14 protein-coding genes are annotated in these 21,766 nt (G+C 37.0%); 7 read left to right on the top strand and 7 right to left on the bottom strand.

The window, feature by feature from the left end; translation table 11 throughout:
• The first annotated feature begins 25 nt into the window (after nt 1-25).
• A complete protein-coding gene (locus H4J39_RS08350) occupies nt 26-637 on the top strand; it encodes an alpha-ketoglutarate-dependent dioxygenase AlkB (RefSeq protein WP_182227322.1) in 612 nt (203 codons plus the stop codon).
• A gap of 243 nt (nt 638-880) precedes the next feature.
• On the opposite strand, the gene H4J39_RS08345 is transcribed toward H4J39_RS08350, so the two are convergent.
• On the bottom strand, nt 881-2,701 hold the full coding sequence (locus H4J39_RS08345) for an alpha/beta hydrolase (protein ID WP_182227320.1): 1,821 nt from the start codon (nt 2,699-2,701) through the stop codon (nt 881-883).
• Between the two features lie 135 nt (nt 2,702-2,836).
• Between H4J39_RS08345 and H4J39_RS08340 the strand changes: the two genes are divergently transcribed.
• The gene (locus H4J39_RS08340; protein WP_182227319.1) at nt 2,837-4,870 is read left to right on the top strand and encodes a winged helix-turn-helix domain-containing protein; all 2,034 of its coding nucleotides are present in this window, start codon (nt 2,837-2,839) and stop codon (nt 4,868-4,870) included.
• Here H4J39_RS08340 and H4J39_RS08335 read toward each other — a convergent pair.
• Nucleotides 4,867-5,424 (bottom strand): class GN sortase, encoded by a 558-nt coding sequence (locus tag H4J39_RS08335; protein WP_182227317.1) that lies wholly within the window; start codon nt 5,422-5,424, stop codon nt 4,867-4,869. The genes H4J39_RS08340 and H4J39_RS08335 overlap by 4 nt on opposite strands.
• Nucleotides 5,408-7,582 carry a marine proteobacterial sortase target protein gene (locus tag H4J39_RS08330; protein ID WP_182227315.1) on the bottom strand — a complete coding sequence of 725 codons (2,175 nt, stop codon included), beginning with the start codon at nt 7,580-7,582 and terminating at the stop codon, nt 5,408-5,410. Before H4J39_RS08330 ends, H4J39_RS08335 begins: the two co-directional genes overlap by 17 nt.
• 359 nt (nt 7,583-7,941) lie before the next feature.
• On the opposite strand from H4J39_RS08330, the gene H4J39_RS08325 reads away from it, so the two are divergent.
• Genes H4J39_RS08325 through H4J39_RS08310 form a run of 4 tightly spaced genes read left to right on the top strand, consistent with a single transcriptional unit; the run spans nt 7,942 to nt 10,959 of the window.
• Nucleotides 7,942-9,366: a COG3014 family protein gene (locus H4J39_RS08325; protein ID WP_259368792.1), complete on the top strand. Its 1,425-nt coding sequence runs from the start codon at nt 7,942-7,944 to the stop codon at nt 9,364-9,366.
• Nucleotides 9,367-9,376: 10 nt separating this feature from the next.
• Nucleotides 9,377-9,814, top strand: a complete 438-nt coding sequence (locus tag H4J39_RS08320) for a YcfL family protein (protein ID WP_182227313.1) — start codon at nt 9,377-9,379, stop codon at nt 9,812-9,814.
• A gap of 38 nt (nt 9,815-9,852) precedes the next feature.
• A complete protein-coding gene (gene lpoB, locus H4J39_RS08315; protein ID WP_182227311.1) occupies nt 9,853-10,455 on the top strand; it encodes a penicillin-binding protein activator LpoB in 603 nt (200 codons plus the stop codon).
• A gap of 30 nt (nt 10,456-10,485) precedes the next feature.
• Nucleotides 10,486-10,959: a glycine zipper 2TM domain-containing protein gene (locus tag H4J39_RS08310; RefSeq protein ID WP_182227309.1), complete on the top strand. Its 474-nt coding sequence runs from the start codon at nt 10,486-10,488 to the stop codon at nt 10,957-10,959.
• 50 nt (nt 10,960-11,009) lie between these two features.
• On the opposite strand, the gene H4J39_RS08305 is transcribed toward H4J39_RS08310, so the two are convergent.
• The 4 genes from H4J39_RS08305 to H4J39_RS08290 form a co-directional block, all read right to left on the bottom strand.
• The gene (locus tag H4J39_RS08305; protein WP_182227307.1) at nt 11,010-11,195 is read right to left on the bottom strand and encodes a hypothetical protein; all 186 of its coding nucleotides are present in this window, start codon (nt 11,193-11,195) and stop codon (nt 11,010-11,012) included.
• A 204-nt stretch (nt 11,196-11,399) separates the two neighbouring features.
• Nucleotides 11,400-12,893, bottom strand: coding sequence for a M28 family peptidase (locus H4J39_RS08300; protein WP_182227305.1), 1,494 nt, complete (start codon nt 12,891-12,893; stop codon nt 11,400-11,402).
• Between the two features lie 570 nt (nt 12,894-13,463).
• Complete coding sequence (locus tag H4J39_RS08295) at nt 13,464-15,419, bottom strand: M28 family metallopeptidase (RefSeq protein WP_182227303.1); 1,956 nt, start codon at nt 15,417-15,419, stop codon at nt 13,464-13,466.
• 236 nt (nt 15,420-15,655) lie between these two features.
• A complete protein-coding gene (locus H4J39_RS08290; protein ID WP_182227301.1) occupies nt 15,656-17,842 on the bottom strand; it encodes a M4 family metallopeptidase in 2,187 nt (728 codons plus the stop codon).
• A gap of 634 nt (nt 17,843-18,476) precedes the next feature.
• On the opposite strand from H4J39_RS08290, the gene H4J39_RS08285 reads away from it, so the two are divergent.
• Nucleotides 18,477-21,638 carry a TonB-dependent receptor domain-containing protein gene (locus tag H4J39_RS08285; RefSeq protein WP_182227300.1) on the top strand — a complete coding sequence of 1,054 codons (3,162 nt, stop codon included), beginning with the start codon at nt 18,477-18,479 and terminating at the stop codon, nt 21,636-21,638.
• The last annotated feature ends 128 nt before the right edge of the window (nt 21,639-21,766 follow it).

The following is a 21,766-nucleotide window of genomic DNA, read 5'->3' as shown; positions in this document are numbered from 1 at the left end:
GCATACGAGGTCTAATAGAAGAACCATGGACTTATTCCCCACCTTATTAGAACAACCGATTAACCTTTTACCTTACGATGGCGAGGTCAATTATTTTGGCGAAGTTATGCCATGGGTCGACTGTGATTATTATTTCAGCTGCTTGCTTAACCATATCGATTGGCAGTGTGACAAAGCGATAGTCTTTGGTAAACTTATCGAAACTAAAAGAAAGGTTGCTTGGTATGCTGAAAAAAGTTTTAGTTATACCTACTCAAACATCATGAGAACCGCTTTACCTTTTTCACCCGTGTTACTTTCCTTGAAAGCTCTTGTTGAACAACATACCGGTGAAACCTATAATTCTTGCCTGCTTAACCTTTATCACAACGGGGAAGAGGGTATGGCATGGCATAGTGATGGGGAAAAGAATTTAAAAGACTTAGGTGCCATTGCTTCGTTGAGTTTTGGTGTCGAAAGAAAATTCGCTTTTAAGCATAAACAATCAAAAAAAGTGATTGCATTACCCTTGAAAACAGGCAGTTTATTAGTGATGAAAGGGGTTACCCAACAGCATTGGTTGCATCGTTTACCACCGAGTAAGTTGATAAAAGACGCAAGAATAAATCTAACGTTCAGAACTATTGTTGATGATTAATGTCGTGTTTACACTTCAATTTTCGATAATAAGCTAAGTTATAGCAATATAGAGTAAGGTTGTTGATAAGGCGATAAAGTAGATTAGACGCTCCGTTTGATACAACTGATTATACAGCCTTAATGCAAGTTAATATTATGTCAGTGCTATGTTGATGTTAAGTGCTCTGAACGTTAATTCCCCTCACACCTTGCACTATGGATGTGAGGGTAAATTTATGTACTTGTTGTTATGTTAGCGATGTTAGTTATTTTCCAAGTGTAATATCGTTTTTATAATTTCATCAGGATGCTGAAATACCGCCATATGATCACTATTTGTTAGTGGAACATATTGACCTCCCGATGCTTTGCTGATGAATTGACTCCACTGTGACCCTTCTTGCTGCCATAACAATAAAGTATCAAGATACTCTGGTTCTGCATTTTTTATATCATGAGATTCAAAGTCAGTGTCAATTACCGTGATTGGAATTGATGTTGAAATTTTACTGCCTAATACCGAGGCTAAGTCGTCATGATAGTTCATGATTTCTTTCGCTCGAATAAGTTGTTTATCAATATCTGCTCTGCCTTGGCTGATTAAATCAAAATATGACCAATCCATCATATCCTTATAGTCTAAAGGGATGAGTTCGTTGATTGTTGAACGCTCATCGCTGAGTTTATCTAACGTTTTTTGTGTCCAATTACCTTGTTGAATATGTTCGATTAACGCATCCCCAGCTTTTCGATACCAAGAGACAGGCCAGTCTTGGTAAAGGGCGATAGAATGTGGTAATAAAATGTCGGGGTCAATCCAAACCATGCCTTTAAGATGGTCTGTGACTTGTAAGGTTTGAGAGTTCTGCCATACATGAGCTAATATATTTGCGCTGGCGAAACTAACCATAATGAACTCGTCTTCATTAAGTATGGCAAGTGTTTTATCTAATGCCGGTGCAAACGATGCATAAGAAGGTTGTTCAACTAAACTACTAAAGCCATTACCGTAACGTTCTATAACATGCACACGATTGGTTCTGGCAATTAAAGGCTGTAATAGCGAATACCATGCACTGTCACTATGATAATTTTTATTAAATCCTGACAGGAGAATAATAGCGGGTCCAGAATGTTCAAGCCCCATGCTTCGCACATTTACATCTTTGCTATGCTCTTTTTCTATCCGGTATAAACTAGTGTGTTTATCGAACTTTTTTTTACTCACTGAATCAAAAAAGTTAATCACTTGTTTGGTCGTATCAAAATGAGTAAATTCCCAACTATGGCCACCATCTTCAATAGCGACTAGTTGATTAATATGGGACTCATTTTTAAAGGTATACGTTGAAATATCGTTACTTTTTTCAAATGCTACATCAGCATCAATGTTGTTTTCTTTGGCGATTAAATGAATGGCCGATTCACTTGAAATCAGTCCAAAATTTGAATGTATTAATCCTTCAAATGGTAACGTGGTATCCTTTTTACCATGGACCATCAAGTAATTAGTGCTATGTTCAATTTGACATTGCAGAGAAAGATTATCTGACATAGGTGAAGCAACAGAGGCTATCGAATTAAAATTTAGTTTACTGTTACACATCAAGTTTTGTGTGAAAAGCCCGCCTTGAGAGAAACCTACTGCGTAAAGTTCATCGTCAATAATATTGAACTTCGTTTTTACATCAGCCACTACATCTTCAACAAAACGAAGGTCGTCAATGCCTAAACGGTGCGGTTTATTACAATGACAACCTTCATTCCACTCTTCTACTTTTGACTGCGGGTAAACGACAATATAATTGTCTGAAGCAAATTCAAATTTAGTCAAACTTCGCATGTTTTTTGCGCCCTGCATAGAGCCGTGAAACGCAAGTAACAGTTTATAAGATTTTTGTGGATCAAAGTTTTTATTGGGTGTGGCGATATAATAACTTCTATCGCTTAACGTTATTTTTGTTTTATCATTTAATTGCGAAGTTGTAATACTCGCAGTCGAATTTTTTTCGTTACTATTACAGCCTAAAAGTAGCCACATAATGACGACTGTTTTTAATGAAATATATAAATATAAACGCATTGTCTTTACTCTTTTTAGATAGGGGCTCTAGCAAATCATCTATTTATTTCAGCATAAACAGATCGAGCTTATGTTTTTAATATGTTTATGTTATCTTTTAAAATATAAAGTTATTTCAATATCATAGAGATTTTTATGGCTGTTCATATCGCCAATGTTATATTCGATGTAAAGCAGAGAATACTAAAAAATGGTACTCAAAGTCGAAATCTTGAACCAAAAGTTTTCAACTTATTAACAACGTTGTTAGCTGCTGACGGTCAAATTGTCACGCGTGATCAACTGATAGTAAAAGTATGGAACAATCGTATTGTTGGTGAAGGAGCTATTAATAGAACGGTGTCTCTATTACGTGGACACTTTTCGGCATTAACCGATGAAGCTGTTGTTGAAACAGTGCAAACTCAAGGTTATCGATTAATAGCCAAAGTGCTTGAAACTGAGCAAGAAACAACTGAAGTTGAAACAAAATCAGCCAAAAATGCCCCGGTAATAAAAGCAATGTTTAGCTTGAAATCGATCAGTTTTATGGTAATTGCCTTACTGGTGATAATTGCCTTACTGGTGAACATGGTATTTTTGAACGATTCATTTAAGCTGAACAGTTTTACTCATCAAAGTAACCTTTCGTTAGTCAGTGGGCCATTAATTGGTTTGAAAGGATGGGAGTATCAGCTTTCAACAACCGAATCTGGTGATAAAATATTATTTCATCATTTAGATGAAAACAACAAACAATCGGTGTATTTATACGACTCTAAAACACATACTAAACAGCTTGTGTTAATGAATGCCTTTGCGGCAATTAATGGCAATGGAAAAAATATTGTTTTTTCAACAACCATTGATAATCAGTGTTCAATGGCGGTTTATGATGTATTAACAAAGGAAAAGCACACATTATTTACCTGCGATGAGCCACCAACCTCATTAATTTGGGGACAAAATGATACCTTTTATTTTAATAAGCGTTTCAGTAAATCTCATCCATACCAAGTATTTAGTTATAATATAAAGACTAGCCGATTAAGACAAATAACAAATCCAAGCAGTAAAGATAATACCAAGGGTGATTTTCACTTCTCTTATAATAGTCAAAATAATCACTTAGCTATTATTCGTTATATTAATGAAAATAAATCCAAAATCATTATTAACGAAGCAGAATTTCAAGTGGCAGAATATACGGTAGATCTGCGGGTGAGTAACCTTGTTTGGCATCCAAATAAAAGTGCATTAATTATTGCAGATAATAATAATCTTTATGTTTTAAACGCTGACAGCCAATACCAGCCATTAAAACAACTAGCATTCAAAATTAACTCATTAGCGGTTATTCCAAGTATGAAAGCGCCTTCATTATTAGTGAGTAGTTCCAGTATTGTTAGTGAAATTGTGAAATATGACATTCACAATAATCGTGATGTCGTTTGGCAACAAAGTGCACGAGCAGAGCTACTGCCGCGCATGCAAGCTAATACAAAATTAGTGTTGTCAACGCGTTACAAGAGTCATCATTGGTGGAAAATAGAAGGCAGCGAAGCAACATTAATTGATGTGAAATTACCCTTTGATTTGCAGTTCGTTCGCTATGAACTGTCTGACGACGGGAAACGTGTATTATTTACTAAACATGGTGTCGTTTTTGAGTTAGATCTAGAAAAAGGTGTTTCTGAAACGGTATTTTCTGAGCCAAAAAGTAGTTATGTTGCCAACTATGATAAGCGTAATAAAGAAGACATTATCTATAGTAGCAACCATTCTGGACATTGGCAGTTATGGTTATACCAACGCGCTACGAATAAGCATAGTCAACTGACTTATTCTGGTGGATACAGTGGCAGAATTATTGGGCAGTATCTTTATTATTCTAAGTTTACTGTAGACGGTTTGTGGCGTAAAAAACTAACAGAGCCAACAGAATCGCTTGTAATTGAAGATTTTAATCGCATCAATTGGCTTAATTGGCAGGTTATTAATAACCAACTGTATTTTTACCGAAAAGCTACGGGGATTTGGCAGCATGATATTGAAACGGGTGAAGAACAATTATTGATGACAAAACCTCATGATTTTGTTCATCAATATGTAGTGTCGCCTGACCAATTAAATATTTTCTGGGTACGGCTAAAACCGATTGAAGGGGATATTTATCAATATGAATTTTAGATTTTTAGTGCGGTTATTACATACCTTTCATTGCTGTTGATAGATGTATTTGTAAAAGGGTAGCAAGTGATTAAAATTAACTGTGAGTCATTGGCTAAAATTGGTAGATAGCCTGCTGAATCGTCAATAATATCAATCGTTTCAACGTGATAACGCTGGTTTTGACCACTTTCGTCAGTCAATGAAATTATATCGTTGATAAATACCTCGTCGAGAAATGAAAAGTGACTATCTCGATGTCCGGCAACCACAAGAGGTTGCTTACTCATGGTTTGATTAAAAGGGGCAATGGCACCGGCTGAAAAAGCTAATGTGGTGGCATCTCCGCCGTTAAGCACGACAACACGTTTGTTTAAACGTTGAAATAAAAGTTCTGCAATTGGGTAAGTGTCAGCCCAAGGCCAAGGTTTAATTTTTTGCTTTAAATCAATGCTTTGATGCCAACTGTAACTAATTAATTGTTGAGATAGCCATCCTTTGGCGGGTAACCAACTGGCATGGAGACAAAGTAAGCTACCGATAACAAGCAGTGAGGTTTTAATGATGCTTTGCACGGCGAAACCTCCATTTGAAGCGTTTACTTGCGAGCCAGGTAAAGTCATAGAGGATGACCAATAATAATATCGAGAAGCCGAGCATAAATTGCAACTGCCAACCTATAGCTGTTTGCGGCATAGCAACCCGCAAACTCTCGTGGGCTTGGATCACACTGTATTTAGCTTTTTCAATAGCTGATAAGCTTTTTTTAGCGAGTAACAACGTAGTTTCGGGTTGTTTTTCTACGGCGATAAAACTGGTGTATGGAGAAATTATTTGATGATCTAGCGATGTATTGATAACGGCTGATTTTACCTTTTGGCTATTAGCTCCACTGACTAGACTATCGAGCAAACTCTCTATTTTTCTTCGAGCCCAAAGCGTTGAAGTACCTTTGAATGATTGCTGGCTATTAATAATTAATTGTTGGTACCAAGGCGCCGATGCTGTATTTCCCGATAATTGGATACTCGTAATAGGAAACTGGGATTTAAGTGCAACTTGCAATGGCTCACCGAAATACAAGTCAGGGATCTTCTTAGGATAAACTTCAACGTATTGATGAACTTGATTATCAAGTATTAATTCAATGTTCGTGATTGCTGGTCGACTTATTTTTTTCATGAACGCGCTCATTTTTACTTCAATTTCTTTGTTATTTTGTATAAATACATAACTCCCTCTACCAAACTGAGCCGCTTTCTTCATAAAATAGCCATTAGGTGCGCCACCAATGCCTACGGTATATAAACGAAAATTTCCTTGAGCGTTGCTCAGTAGCTGCATAAGCTCAAATTCGTTAGCGACAGCACCATCAGTCATAAAGACTATCTGGCGAATAGCTTTTGCTGATTGCATTGCATTTTTTTTCATTATTAAGGCGTTACTCAGTGGTCGATACATTTCAGTGCCGCCATCGGCCGTCAATTCGCTAATAAATTGCTGTGCGGTTGTGATGTTTTTTTCTGTAGCCATGGTAGTGAAGGGAAACAATAATTGAGTTTCGTCATCGAAAGCGATGATATTAAAGCTGTCTTTTTCGTTAAGTTGTAATATCGCTAGCTTTAAACTTGCTTTCGCTTGTTCAATCGAGGGACCTTGCATTGAACCTGAAGTATCAATGATAAAAATAATATCTCGTGCAATGACTTGTGCTTGGTCTAATTTTGGCGGAAATAATGTGAGTAAAGTATAATGTTCTCCTGAAATTTCTTGCGAAAAGCTGCTGACTTGAGCTTGAACGCTTGGCAATAACTGCCAGCTTAAAGTAAAGCTTTTATTAGACACCACGGGCGCTTTTTTTAACGTAATATAAAAACCATTTTGATCACTATTTAACGGGCGCATTGTTATTTGATGACTCGCACTGAAGATAGAGGTAATAGCAACGCCAGCAGTTAACTTAATAGTTATTGATGATTGACTGCGAGCTATTGGCGGATAATGTAGTGTTGAACTTGTCGTTGGGTTTTTCTTGGGACCATCAGTTATTTGATGGTATGAAAGTGGTTGATACCTTTTTGTTATAGCAAGAGGCAGGCGAAAATTGAATTTATTTTGATGATAAGATACGGGCATAATGAAAGTTAAAGTCACAACAACAGTTGATTGTGCAGGGATGTTTGCTATTTTATTCATAAATAAATTAGGACGATGTTGTTCAACTAAACTTGCTTTTTTACCTTTTGTTTTCGCTTTTTTATAGACAGCTCTTGCTGTTTCTTTTTCCATTATTTTACCCACTATCTCTTTATCACCAACGCTTATTAGTAATTTTTTTACCGCGGCACCTTCCGGTAAGGGAAATTGATAGGCCCCCTCTAAGGTAATCGCATGAGGGTTAATGAATGTTTGTTGCATTGTTACATGAGCCACCAAACCATTAATTTCAACGTCGGCCTTAATATCAACAGGAAACGTTGCGCGCATTGTTGGGTTAGGGTGTTCAAAATGCAGTTGAGGCCCCTCAATGAGCGAATTATCATTCGCTATCATTTTGTCCATATCCATATTATTACTTTGTGCGAATGGTATGAAAAATAGGGCGAAAAATCCGATAAGTAATAATATAAGTGATAATTTCAACCATTTATTACGACGCTTTTTACGCTGTTGTCGGTAATAATAGGAGTCTTGATAATCTACAAATTTTAGGCTTTTTTTAGAAGAGAACATGCTTTGCTCTTGTTTTTATGTGGTGTGGGTATTTAAACAAAGCATTGAGTGTTAGTGCGGGCAGTATAAGGGCGAAGTACTGACAAAATATGTTTAAAATATGGCATATAAGGTTTTTGTTGCACGTGAGCAACACCAAGCGTATAAATTGGCTAAGTACGGGGCGAAATTTAAGCGCTAATGATTACCTATCAATAAATATTGATAAAAAATTACAGAATTCTTACAATTTACTCACAATTTTTATATTGCCTAATTGACTGTTTAGTATTAATTTTACCGCTTAGCTAATGAAGAGTAGGAGTGGTTAATTAAGTGTTATCATATCCTCAACAATTTAGGGTTACTTGAAAGACTTTATGCTTAAAAATTTATCAATAAAAATTTGTCTTATGTTTTCAGTAGCAATGCTTGTTGGCTGCACATCTATAGGAATTAGTGACTTATTTTTTGGTTACAGTCAGCAAATGCAACCTTCTCGTTTAGCCCAGTTAAAAGGTGAGTTTGTTACAGCAGAAACATCGATTGTATCTGTTAATAAGAATCATAATAATTATGGCTTGAGTCAATTAGAGAAAGCACGCTTGCAGTTCCTTGCTAATAATTGGGTAGCGAGTCAAAAGAGTTTTGAAATAGCCTACCAGCAGGTTCAGGCACAAGAGCAAGCGGCAAAAATACAAATAAGTAATGGGCTTCAAAAGGTCAGTGCAGTGGTGACTAATGATAATGCTATTGGGTATGAAATTCCTTCATACGAACAAGGTATGCTGCATTCTTATCAAGCTTTGAATTATTTATATCAAGGGCGGTTAGAAGGCGCTTTAGTCGAAGTTCGGCGTGCTAATTTAGTTCAAGAAAGTGCGCTAAAAACAAACCAAGCCGAACTTTACAAAGCTCAAGAAGCTATGGCTGATAAAGGTCTTAACGCAAATGAATTAAACAAAAATTATCCATCAATGGCTGGCTTAATTGGAGAGGTTAAAAATAGTTTTCAAAATGCTTTTACTTTTTATCTCTCAGGTTTGCTGTACGAAGCAGGTAAACAGTCTAATGATGCGTATATTGATTACAAACGGGCAATAGAAATATATCCAAATAATACTTATTTGCAACAAGATGTACTGCGCTTGGCAAAAAAATTAGGCATGCATGAAGATTATACGCGCTTTGAACAGAAATTCGGACCGTACCAAGCGGTAAATCAAGAAAACTCAGGTCAAATAGTCGTTATTTTTGAACAAGGTATTGTCAGCGCAAAGCAGGAAGCCAGTTTGAATTTACCTGTTTTTAATACTCGCGCCGATTTTAAATTTTTTACTTTTGCTTTACCCGTATATCGGGGCAGTTTATCAACATTAATGCCACTGAATATTCGTCTTGATGAGAAAAGTTATTTATCACAAGAAATTGTTAGACTTCAGTCCTTAGCGAGTAAAGATTTGCAAGAAAAATTACCAGGATTAGTGACAAGACAAGCGATCCGTTTAGTTGCCAAAGAACAAATACGTCATAATTTGAGTAAGTCTGGAGGGGATGTAGGTAATATTTTAGCAAGCCTTTATAATATAGCATCGGAAAAAGCAGACACGCGAAGTTGGTCTAGCTTACCTGACAATGTACAAATAATGAGAATAAATAATATTGAGGCAGGGCATAAGACATTAGTAATTTCGTTTGCAGGTAAAAAAGAAGTGATTAATGTTGAGGTTACGAAGAATAAAACCACTTTAATTAATTTTACCGCAATAGGCGATTACACCGGTTATCAAACTATAAATATGTAAGGAAAAAAGTATGAAAAATTTCATTAGTCTTTCAGCGGTTATTATTATCAGTTCGCTTATTTTATTTGGCTGTGCAATGCCTATAACATCAGGGACAGGCACCAGTGAGATGACACAAGGTGATGACTTTTCAAAGCATTTAGAAGTACATAATCCTAAATTGGGGCAACAACTAACAATTTCCGATGTTAAGTCTAGAAAGACTAACGGCTTACTAGAGGTTAATGTAGAACTTAAAAGTACTTATAAAAAGTCACTGAAATTGCAATATCATTTTAATTGGTTTGATGTGCAAGGTTTTGTTGTAGAATCACGAAAAACACCGTGGAAGCCAGTTGAATTACATGGTTTTCAGTCGACAAGCCTAAAAGGACTCGCACCAAATGATCAAGTTGCTTCATTTACTGTCTATGTGAGAGAGGTTCCTGAAAAGGCATACCGATACTAAAAATTCAAAATTATTACGTTATTTATTAAGGAAGTAAAATGAAAAAATTAATTATTGCTACGACTGTTGGCTTAGCTATTACGATGGTTGCTGGTTGTGCACAAAAATCGGTTGTTCGCTATGGTGATGCTACGGCTGTTGAAACAACAGACATTAACTTTGGCTCTACCGATTTACAAAAAGTAGCAGGAGATATGACAGACTCTCTATTACTATCGCCTGTTGTTGGTACGTTAACGCAAAATAAACGACCAATAATGTTTGTTGAGCGTATTAAAAATAAAACGAGCGAGCACATCGATACAGAGTCAATAACTGATTCTATTTCAACTAAATTGTTACGTTCAGGGAAATTTCGTTTTGTTGATATGGGTCGGGTAGAAGCCGCTCGTGAACAAATCAAATTTCAACAAGACAGTGGTATGGTTGACACGAGCAAAGCCGTGCAGTTTGGTAAGCAAATAGGTGCTGAATATATGCTCTATGGCAATTTATCGAGCATTGTTAAATCTAACAAAGACAAATCTGATGTTTATTATAAATTCACTCTACGTTTAATGGATTTAGAGAGCGGACTTGTTGAATGGGCTGATGAAACTGAAATACGTAAAACTAAAGCGAAAGAATCGGTAGGTTGGTAACACCACCGTTAATCATTTAAGGAGGATATTATGAAAACAATTCTATTATCTTGTTTATGTCTATTGACTGTTTTATTAAGTTTACCAGCGAATGCTGATTATGACAGGAACAAAGCGGTTCCTGTTGAAAAAGTCTTGTTTGGGACCGTTCAATCAGTAAGAAATATTACTGAAGAAGAGCTCATAGAAGATAAAAATAAGGGGTGGAAAGTTTTTGGTGGCGCACTTGTTGGTGGCGCGATTGGAAATCAATTCGGTAGCGGCAGTGGACGAGACGTTGCAACAGTTCTTGGTGCCTTGTTAGGGGGGTCTATTAGTCATAATAAAAATCCTCAATATCAACGCAAGACCCTTCATTTAGTCGAATTAATGATAAAAACAGAGGAAGGTAAGTTGTTTATGGTTGTGCAATACTTAGACTCAAAAATGATTTTCCAACGTAACGATGCTATTCGACTTATCTATCTGGAAAACGGTTCGGTAAGACTTGATAAGCAAATGTAGAGAGTTTACAGACGAGTAGGGATTAACTTAATGCCTACTCGTTTGCTCTTTTAAATAATGACGACTTCGATATCTCGATCAATATATTGTTCAATATACAATTGTGCAATATCGGTATTGCCGAACAGCTCCCTGATTTTTCTATAAGCACAAAACTTTTGTTTTGCGAGTCGTGGATCTTTGCTTTTAATAAGAAATATCCATGTTTTGACCAGTGAAGGAGGGATTCTTCTCATATTATTACTCCATCAATAACATTTGACTAAGTATAGATAATAGAGGTAAAAAGGCTAAATTTTATTTTGTTATAATCAGAATATAAAATATTTATCGATTACTTTTAACGTGAAGATAAATTGTGCTTTAAGCTGAATTTAGTTATCAAACCGCTAGATATTATTATGTAGCGGCTATTTGGGCTTTAAGACTGTCCGTTAGTTTTAGTGCTGAATTCCTCGTTTATTATCTCGCCAGCTTTGTTGTAAACCGAAGGTTTTCATTGCTTGTTCAATATTAAATTTTTCAACCATTTCTACCACCTGCTCTGCGGTTTGGCGTTGCCATTGAATTTCGTCAAGGTTAGCAATACCTAAAATAGTTGCGCCCATAATGGCTGAGTTTATTTTCAACTGCTGCTGGTCTACTTTGTCAAAGGTGTCTGATTGTGCATGATAGTTTGAAGCATAATTAGCATTGGCTTGGTTAGCGACTAAATTTGCAATACCTTGCATCATAAAATCATAATTATCAGTACCAACAACTGGATCGATAACTTGGCTGAATGGACCTAATTCAGCAACTGGATGTAAGACACTGTCAACAGATGCTTTGATTTCTTCCCGACCATTAATAAAAAAGCCTGAAATAGCCCCCGTACCAATATCTATGGTGGCAGCTAAAACATGATTATCTAACTCATCTATGTGTGTTTGCGTATACCCCCACGAACCGTACATACCTTGTTCTTCACCATTAAAGAGTACAAAGCGAATGGTGCGTTTAGGTACAATACCCAGTTTTTTGATTTGACGTGCAAGGTCAATGACTAAACTCACATTTGCGCCATTATCTAATGCGCCGGTCCCTAAATCAAAAGAATCTATATGCGCTCCTATCAAGACTATTTGTTCTGGGAAGGTGTCACCTGTTATTTCAGCGACAACATTATTAGCTTGATAAGATTTTTCACCTAATATATTTATCTGCGCCGTTAACTTAAGTGATTCGCCTGAATTGATTAAACGCTGAGTACGTTGAGCACTTTCTCTTTCCATCACAACAATAGGTAACTTGTTATCAACCCCAGAGCTTGGTAAGTGTCTATATAATAGGTTTTTTGGCCGTGAAGACATATAAATAATACCTGTGGCCTCTACAGCTAACGCTCTTTCTTCAATCGTTACGGCATTGGTATACTCTTGAAAAAGGCCATTAATGCCAATTTTATCATCCAAGATGTCGGTTTCAATAAGGAGCCATTTGTCTTTGAGATAAAGGTCGGTATTTACTTTTTCAAAATCAGACTCTGTGCCTTTATTTAGGTTAACAATTATTGCCGTAAGGCCTCGATAATGTGTCTTTTTAGTGAACGGCATAGCAACTATGCGTGGTGAAAAATTTATTTGGCGATTAAAAACTTTAGCACTAATCGTTTTCTCTGACCAAGCTCTCGGCATTGTGAAGGGCTCTTTTTTTGCTGTTACACCGGCTTCATGAAATTTTTTCAACGCCCAGTTAACCGATTTTTTATTTGCCTGTGTGCCTGTTAAGCGGCCACCAATTTCATCAGTGAGTTGTTTTAAGTCACTAATAATCGGTGTAGGTGCTTTCAATGTGGTAATTAAGTTTTCAATGTCACTATTAAAAATCGACGTTGCGTAAGCCGCATTAATCAACAATGTAGGAATAAGCAGTAAAGGAATAATTTTTTTCATAGGATTTTCTTATAATTTTTACCTATACATAACGCTTGATGAATAATCAGTCAAGTTTGTTTTAGGTTTTACACGTATTTTCATATAAAGATTCAACTAATATGTCAGGAATTTGTTAGGTAGTACATGCATTTTTATCATTGACGTGACCACTTTTTTAGAGGGGGATTTATAGTAATAGTGACTTTAATCTATTGTTATATTGTGACTTTATTTGATAAGGCAGTTTTACATAATATGTACAGACTAAAACTAATAAAAGCGCTCGAAAGCGCTTTTATTAGTTTTTTGTTAAATGTTCATATTTTATGAAATCACTTGATGCCCAGCATTGAACATCTTTACGTTCGTTTAGCTGTGCTTTCATTATCATAACGATAACTTTCATTGGCTTGGTGTCTTCATCATCAGTTTGTCGAACTAATGACGTTGTAATTAATCTGTTTTACTTAAGACACCATGATATTTTTACTTAAATACCTAAATACCTAAATACCTAAATACCTAAATCTTATTGAGGAAACCTTTCTTAAAAAGTTATTTTATTGCATCGAAGTCGCACCTATCATGTTAGCGTATACCCGTATTAATCCCTTGGTTATAACTGCCTGTTAGGTTCAAACCAGAAAATGCAGCGTAACCATTGATCATTATATAATAAGTGCCACTACCATTACTGAGGCTACATGATTCGTTATTACCGCTAATATAGGGGCGACAATCATAGCTTGATGAAGTTGGTTTACTGGCATACTTTACAAACAGGTCTGCGTCACCACTGCCACCATTAATCGTAAATTTAATATTAGTAGCACCTGCAGGTACTTCCATGGTGTATTCCAAATTTTCATACCTTGCACCACTTAAATTTGTTTTGGGGATATTATTTTGTAACACATTAGTATTATCTGGTGGGATTGTTGATGTATCGTAACTTGGTAGTAGACTGACGTTACTGATTTGATTCCATGCTAATACCATTACGTGATAAGTGCCCGTTTCTATAGCTGTTATATCGCAGGTTTCATTACTCGTTGAACTCGTGCCCTTGCAATCGTAAATCGATGAAGTGGGCTCAGCGCCAAATCTAATATACAAATCAGCATCGCCACTGCCCCCAGTTGTCTGAAAATTTAATGACGAAGCGTCAGCAGGTACTTCAAAGGTGAACCTAGTTTGCTCTTTTGATGCGGCGTTAACCTTAACCGCAATGTTGTTCTCTAATGCTGAGTCATTTGGTGGTATAACAACGTCGCCGCTTTTAGCCAGTTCGCCAACAAAAGTAGCAGAAAGGCGTGCAAACTTTAATGCATGGGCTGAGTTAAAGCTACTGTCATTAGCGGTATGTATACTGCTGTTAATATCTGACATAGTAGATTCAAATGGCATCGAGGCAGGGTAGCCTTGGTTGTGCCACGAAGCATGATCTGAACAACCATAGCCACATTGGTCGAAGCCATAACTAATATCAGACAAATAGGTATCGATGAGCTGAGTCATAAAGGTATTTTGGGCACCATTTGTGTAATCGGTCATAAAAACAATGTCTTTATTAGCGGTACCTTTGTAGCCCACCATGTCAAATTGTGCGACACCGACAATATTCAATCCTTGGTTTTTATAGTCTTGAGCAATAGCTTTTGACCCTCTCAAACCGACTTCTTCAGCAGCATAACCGATAAACTTGATTGTGCGTTTTGGTTTAAAACCACTCGCTATAATTGCGCGTAAGGTCTCGGTAACCACAGCAATACCTGAGGCATTATCATCGGCTCCCGGTGCACGACTCGTACTTGGGTTAGACAAGTTTATCGAGTCTAAATGTCCACCTATGATGACGATTTCGTTGCTATTTGACGTGCCAGTGATTGTTGCAATAACAGAAGGTTGCTGAAAAGTATGATTGTACAACTCAACAGAAATATCACTACGTTGACTACTTATTGAAGCCCAATGGCTTTTTAACCAATTAGCCGACTGTACACCTGTTGAACTCGTATAATAACGATTATTGTAGTTGCTGAGGGTATTAACGGTAGCTGTTAAGTTTGATGAAGATAATTGATCTAATAAGGAATTTACGCCCGTCGGATTATCAATAGTGTAACTAGTCACTACTTGCGGAGCTAATGCGATGTTTGTTGTGTATTGTTGAGCGGCTTCTAGTGATTCATGAAATATATATCCGCCACAGCGTTTAAAGTTATCATGCATGAATTCGCTTAAGTTATTTAATTGAGCTTCATCAATACTGACAATATTAATAGCATGGTTATGTGTAAGTGTTGTTGGTGTTTCTGAAATATTAAGCACTGACTGTTTAGGTTGAATATTTGTCAGATTGAATTGTTTACTGTAACTCTTATTAATCATAGTTACCGCATCGTTGCCAATGGAAATCCAAACTTTTTTATCATTATCTAGCGGATTTATATTAAGATCTATATTGTTATTTTCAAGTGTCGAAGCGGTACTCATTCCACTGAGTAAACTAAGCACAAGTAGGTTATTAGCTATCTTGTTCATGCATTTCTCTTTTAATTGTTTATTATTTTTTTGAAAAATACCTTTTAGTACTCCATCTTGATTACCGTTACTTTTAGCGATTATCATAAAGCAGCAAAGCTGAATTTTAACGAAATAAAACTGTCGCGGTAAAAAAGGGAGTGGGCAAACATTGCTGAGTAAGCCTCTATAAGAAAAGGTATAGTTTGTTGGAAATAAAAAGAGGGGCTTCGCCCCTCAATATTTTTATATAAGCATTAATTCGCTTTGATATTTAATGTTATATTTGACGAGGCGTTGTATCCTCTAACATCAAAATACCATGCACCTGCAGCAGGGCTGGTAAAATTACATACTTCTTCATTACCATTTTTGTATGGACGACAATCGTAATTCGAGGTCGTTGACTGAGCACCTTCTCTTACGTAAAGATCTGCATCTCCTGTTCCACCAGAAATAGTGACTGTCAAGTTAGAATATCCACTGGCTAAGTTTTCAGTAAATCTTTCCCAAGCACCCGAATTAATTGCATTAATATTGTAAGTAATATCAATTGGGTCGCCTGGGTTAGTACCACCATCTTCAACAAAGCTACCAGTTAAAGAAGTACCACTGATCGCATTCCAAGCTTCAACCATGACATGATAGGTGCCAGTTTGTGCTGATGAAATATCACAGGTTTCATTACTTGACGAACTGGTACTTTTACAGTCATAAGTTGATAATGTAGGTTTAGAACCAAATTTAACATACAGGTCAGCATCACCGTTCGAGCCACTCGTAACAAAGTTCAAATCGGTTGCTCCAGCAGGTACTACTAAGGTATAAAAAAGTTGATCTTTTGCACTACCAGACAGCCCCGTTTCTGCAACACCATTGGTTAAAACACCATCAGTTGGTGGTACGCCACAGTTACTTGAACTTGCATCAGAATTAACGCCAACTGACGCTAACGCAGATTTTACATCCGCCGTGCTGTAGCCTAAATCACAAGCTGCATCGATTGCGCCGTCACCGGCAGAATCCCAATTAGTATTCGATGTCCAATAAAATTTGTTAGCATTAGTCATCACCTCAAATGCCTTGCGAGTATTCCATCCCGTTTTATTTGCTAACAAATAGAATGCTTTGTTAAAAACACCTGAGCTATGATGAACATCCATTCCTGACGAATAATCTGACTGATTACCTATAGATCGGCCATCGAGGGTTGGATCATCCATGTATCGCAAAGCACCGTTACCTTTAAATATCTGTTCACCTACTTTCCAATCATTCGTTCCTGTCATAAAGTATTCTGCTGCTTCACCTGCCATATCTGAAAAGGCTTCATTTAAGCCTCCAGATTTGCCCGAATAAACAAGCCCGGAATTTTGCTCGGTATAGCCATGAGACACCTCATGCGCAGAAACATCTAAGCTAACCAATGGATAAAAGGTATTTTGACCATCACCAAAAGTCATTGCTGTACCATCCCAAAAAGCATTTTCGTAATTATTTGAATAATGCACTCGCATCTGCAGTTGAAAAGTTAAGGGAGGCTCGCCAAACCAATCATTGTACATATTATAAATAACGTTACCGAAGTAATGAGCATCATTAAGCGGTGAATAAGCGCCGTTAATTTCTTTGGTGGTATTTTCTGGGCAAGTATAACTAAAGGCATTTGAACCACTAGTGCCATTATTCAAATTAATCGTTTTTACATTGCTATTAATCATCGTACAGGTAGAACCTGACTGGCTTACATCTAAGTAACCAAAGTCTGTACCGTATTGATACTTACCTGTTTTAGCATTACCGCCAGGGCCAGTGCCATCGGCAGTTTGTAAATTATCTAAATGCAGTAGTACCTCACCAGTATGGGCATCGATAATATAATAAGGTCGAGCAGGCGTTTCTCCATATTGAACAAAACTCACTTCATATACGAGTTTAGCGGTGTCGTTCTCGTCTTGCCAAATAGATAATGAAGAAGTTTCATTCAATGTCGTTACTGGGCTTGCTGAGAGAAAACCCCCAAAACTTATTCCTTTAGTGCGCAGTAAAGCCTCTTTAGCGGTAAAGGTCGGAGTTACATCCTTAATATCAGCATCTATATTGTTCAGTACAGAGCCATGTGCATGTTTAAAGCTACTATCACTTTTTTGAGAGATAACAGCGTCATCATTAATTACGGGTATTCCCTGGTAAAACTGTTGATAGCGGGTTGTACTATCACCATTATCTAAAGTGAAATTACCTTTAACTTGTAGTGTATTACTGTCAGATAACCCCAGAAGTTGCGCAGGAGCGTTATTTAAAAGACTTGATGTATTTTGAGATAATGCTGAAATAGTTGCATTATCTCCGTTTAATAGCTTTCTTTCAGCCGCGTCTACACTGAACGTGCTTATTAAAGTAATAGACAATGCACTTAAAATAAACGTTTTATTATTTTTCATTTTTATACCTTTTATTATTTTGTTTAACTGCATACAAGGGTATGCACCGTTAGAGGTAGATGTCTGTAGACCCTTAATAAACCAAGAGATGGCCGTCCAGTAGCCACATTCTTTTGGTATACAAACAACGTATTAATCGTAAAACCGCCTTCTATTATTCTCATTCTATAAAAGCATTGAATCAGTTCGATTCGTTTCTTTATTTTACGAAACACAATGTAACAAAATACAAGTAATTGTTACAATCGTGTTGCATAATTGTTAAAGTTAGGCGTTATTTTTGAGAATGCAAGTTTTATAAAAAGTATTAATTTTAGAATGAAGAAATAGACAGAGATGGTAATAATTAGTGAGGGTAGATATACAGTTCGACGTTTATTTGTAAAATCAATGATGAAAAACGCTTTCTTTAAGGAGAAAAAAGTGTTGTTAAAAGTTTACAAATACCTCAAAGGTAACAATTTTTTTTAACATCTTTAATACTAATTTTAAACATTTAGCCCTAGTGTAAGTTTGTTCAGTTTAACTTAAGTTACTTGTAGTTGAGGATATTACGACGTTGTACTTAGGTGATGAGTTTAAGGAATGAGCTGAATAATTATAAAAATAATATAATTAATTAAAGGATAATATAATGATAAAAACATCTCCAATAGCAAGAGCTATCCAATATGCATTACTTGCTGGTGTCTCTAGTTCCATGCTCTCAATGCCTGTTTATGCTGAGGAAGTCGGTGCAGAAAAAGAAGTTGAGCGAATTTCTGTTACGGGCTCTCGTCTTAAAAAAGCAGAGTTCTCAAACGCTTCACCTATTCATGTGATCACTGCTGAAGACGCAATGAAGGCGGGCGTTAGAACCGTTGCCGATTTATTACAAAATACTTCGATGGCAAATGGCCAACAATTCGATGGTTCATATAACTCTAATTCTGGTGGGTCTAATGCCTCAGAGGCTCCTCCAAGTGGAGGTGTGGGTTCCTCTAATGTTGGTTTACGTGGTTTAGGCCCCGAGCGTACCCTTATTCTTATTAATGGCAGACGGTTAGGTTCTTCAGGTGTCCGTGGCGCACCATCGCAACCAGATTTAAGTCTAATACCGGTAAATATGGTGCAGAGAATTGAAGTGATCACAGAAGGTGCTTCGTCTATTTACGGTGCTGATGCTGTTGCGGGTGTTATTAATATTATTCTTAAAGAAAGTTATGATGGCTTTGAAGTCTCTGCGAACATTTCTGACACGGAACATGGTGGTGGTGCGACAAAAGATTTCTCATTTATTACGGGTTTTGAAGGTGACAAATCAAAATTCACCCTTTCTGCGTCTTATTATGAGCGCGACCGTATCGCAGTAAAAGACCGAACGAGTTGTATCCGTAAAATATTTGAAGACGATACAGGAAAGAGAACTTCGGTTTGTTCAAGCCGCTTTTGGGATAATTCTATTTTAGATATCACCGGTTATAATGCTGATGATCCAAACGCGCCACCAATGACATATCCTCATCCATCTGGGATTGGTTTCTTTACCACACCTGGCTCTTCAGATATTGGTATTCCAGGTTTTAGTTCAGCTTTTGGCCTACCTATTCCTAATGATCCTAACGTTGATATTACGAGTTCAGATCAATTTAATCGTCGGATTTATTCTCCTGCTCACTCTGATGCCGTCGATCGTATGGAAGCTGATTTAATACAGCCTGTTACCCGTTTTACAGTTGCAGCCAACGGTAGTTATTCGCCTAACTTTTTTGGCGGAGATGAAGAAATATTTTATGAAGCTTATTATTTTCATCGTAACTTGACGAGCTTAGCCTCTACTGAACAAATTTATCCAACGATTGCTGCTAACATTCCACATGAAGATGCCAATGGTAATTTAGTGACCAATCCCGATGGCTCTTTAAATTTAGTTGATAACCCGTTAAATCCATTTCCAGACTATGATGTTTCTCACATCATGACTTTAGAAGATTTACCTCAAAAACGTGAAGTAGAATTAAATCACTTTCGCTTCGTCACCGGTTTTCGTGGTGACTTCACCAGTGATTGGCTAGCGAATAAAGGTTGGACATATGAAGTGTTTGCTTCATACGATCGTGGTGTTGGTGACCAAACACAACCGGTAATGAATGAAACTAATTTAGCACTTACTTTAGGAACCTTACGTTTAGATAATACCGGTAATCCTATTTGTGGCATCAGTGCTCCTGCAGGTATTGGTTTTATTACTGCGAATGAATGTGTACCCGTAGATTTTTTTGCTGAATCTATTTTTAATGGCGGTAGCTATGGTGGCGGTACTTTTGCGACTCAAGCTGAAAAAGATTTTTTAATTGGTACTCGTATTAACACCACAACGGTTGAACAATCGATGTTCTCGGGGTTTGTAACGGGTGACTTATTTGAATTTGAACGTGGTGGCGCTGCAACTGTTGCAATGGGCCTCGAATTTAGAAAAGATAGCATTGATTCAGCAGGCGATATGTTAGGTTCAACAGGATTAGTTGCTGCGGAAAATCCATTAACAGAAGGGGCAACCATAGGTTCTCGTGATGTGAGTGATGTGTTTGCAGAAATTTCATTACCTATTGCTGTTGATCAAAGCTGGGCAAATTTATTTGAAGTTGAAGCAGCACTTCGCTATACCGATGAATCCAACTTTGGTAGTGAATTAACGCAACGAGCGCGTGTAACTTATAAACCTTCTGAAGCGTTATTATTTAGTACCTCATATGGCACATCATTTCGTGCACCAAACTTACGAGAACAATTTCTTGCTAACCAGTTTGGTGGTGTAAGTGGTAGTGCTGATCCTTGTATGGTCTCAGAATCATTAACCACCAATAGCCAATATGATCCAGCTAAAGAAAACCGTTCACAAACTATTTTAGATAACTGTGATGCACAAGGAGCCGATTACACACAAATAGGCTTGAGCGGTGTACCTAGTATTCCAACCTCTTCAAGCGGTAATGCTCAAGACTTAAAGCCTGAAACATCAGAAAATATTACGGCAACATTTAAATGGACACCGGTATTTGAAGGTGATTATGAGTTTAATTTTGGTGTCACCTATTTTAGTTTAGTTGTTGAAGATACTATCCGTACGATTAGTGCGGCGACTATTTTAAAACGTTGTTTTGACTCTCCTAATATGGCAAGCCCGTTTTGTTCTCGTATTTCGCGCAACAGTGGCAATGCAGCAGTCATTAACTTCCCAAATTTAATTGATACTTCTTTTATTAACATTGGCGAGGAGACGTCAAAAGGTGTTGATGTTAACACCCGTTTTGTGACTAATTTTGGCCAGGTTAGAATGACATGGGACAACCAGTATACGTTACAAACAGAACGTGAAGTGACCATATTCAAAGGCGAATCATCAGAAGACTTGTTAGAAGACTTTGGTACGCCAGAGCATCGCTTGGTTTCATCTTTGAACTTTTCAATGGACGAATGGAACTGGATGATTATGGCAAACTACATGTCTGGCACGCATTCAGCTGATGATGTGAGTGATACGGCTAAATGTGATGAGTATATTAAAAATGAAGATTTGGCGGGTAAGCCACAAACCGTTCCGGTTTGTTCAGCAGATAGTGCTGTTTATATCAACACATCATTGACCTATAAAGGTGAAGACTTTTTAGTAACCGCAGGTATAAAAAACGTATTTGATAAAGCACCTGAATTAGTTGACTTAACTGCTGGGTCGAATCGTGGCAACATGGTTACTTCATCAGGATATGACTTATACGGACGTGGCTTTTTCTTAAATGCCTCATATCGTTTTTAGTGATTAATGTGTTAATCAAATAGCAGCAAGGGCAATACAAATGTGTTGCCCTTTTTATTAAGACAATATTTACTCTAGTGGCAGAGACCGATAGAGTATTTAATTCACCAGTGTCTATATTTATTATC

The organism is Colwellia sp. Bg11-12, from assembly GCF_014076955.1.
Classification (GTDB): Bacteria; Pseudomonadota; Gammaproteobacteria; order Enterobacterales; family Alteromonadaceae; genus Colwellia_A.
The sequence above is the reverse complement of the archived record's forward strand: the minus strand, read 5'-3'. Positions and strand labels throughout refer to the sequence as shown.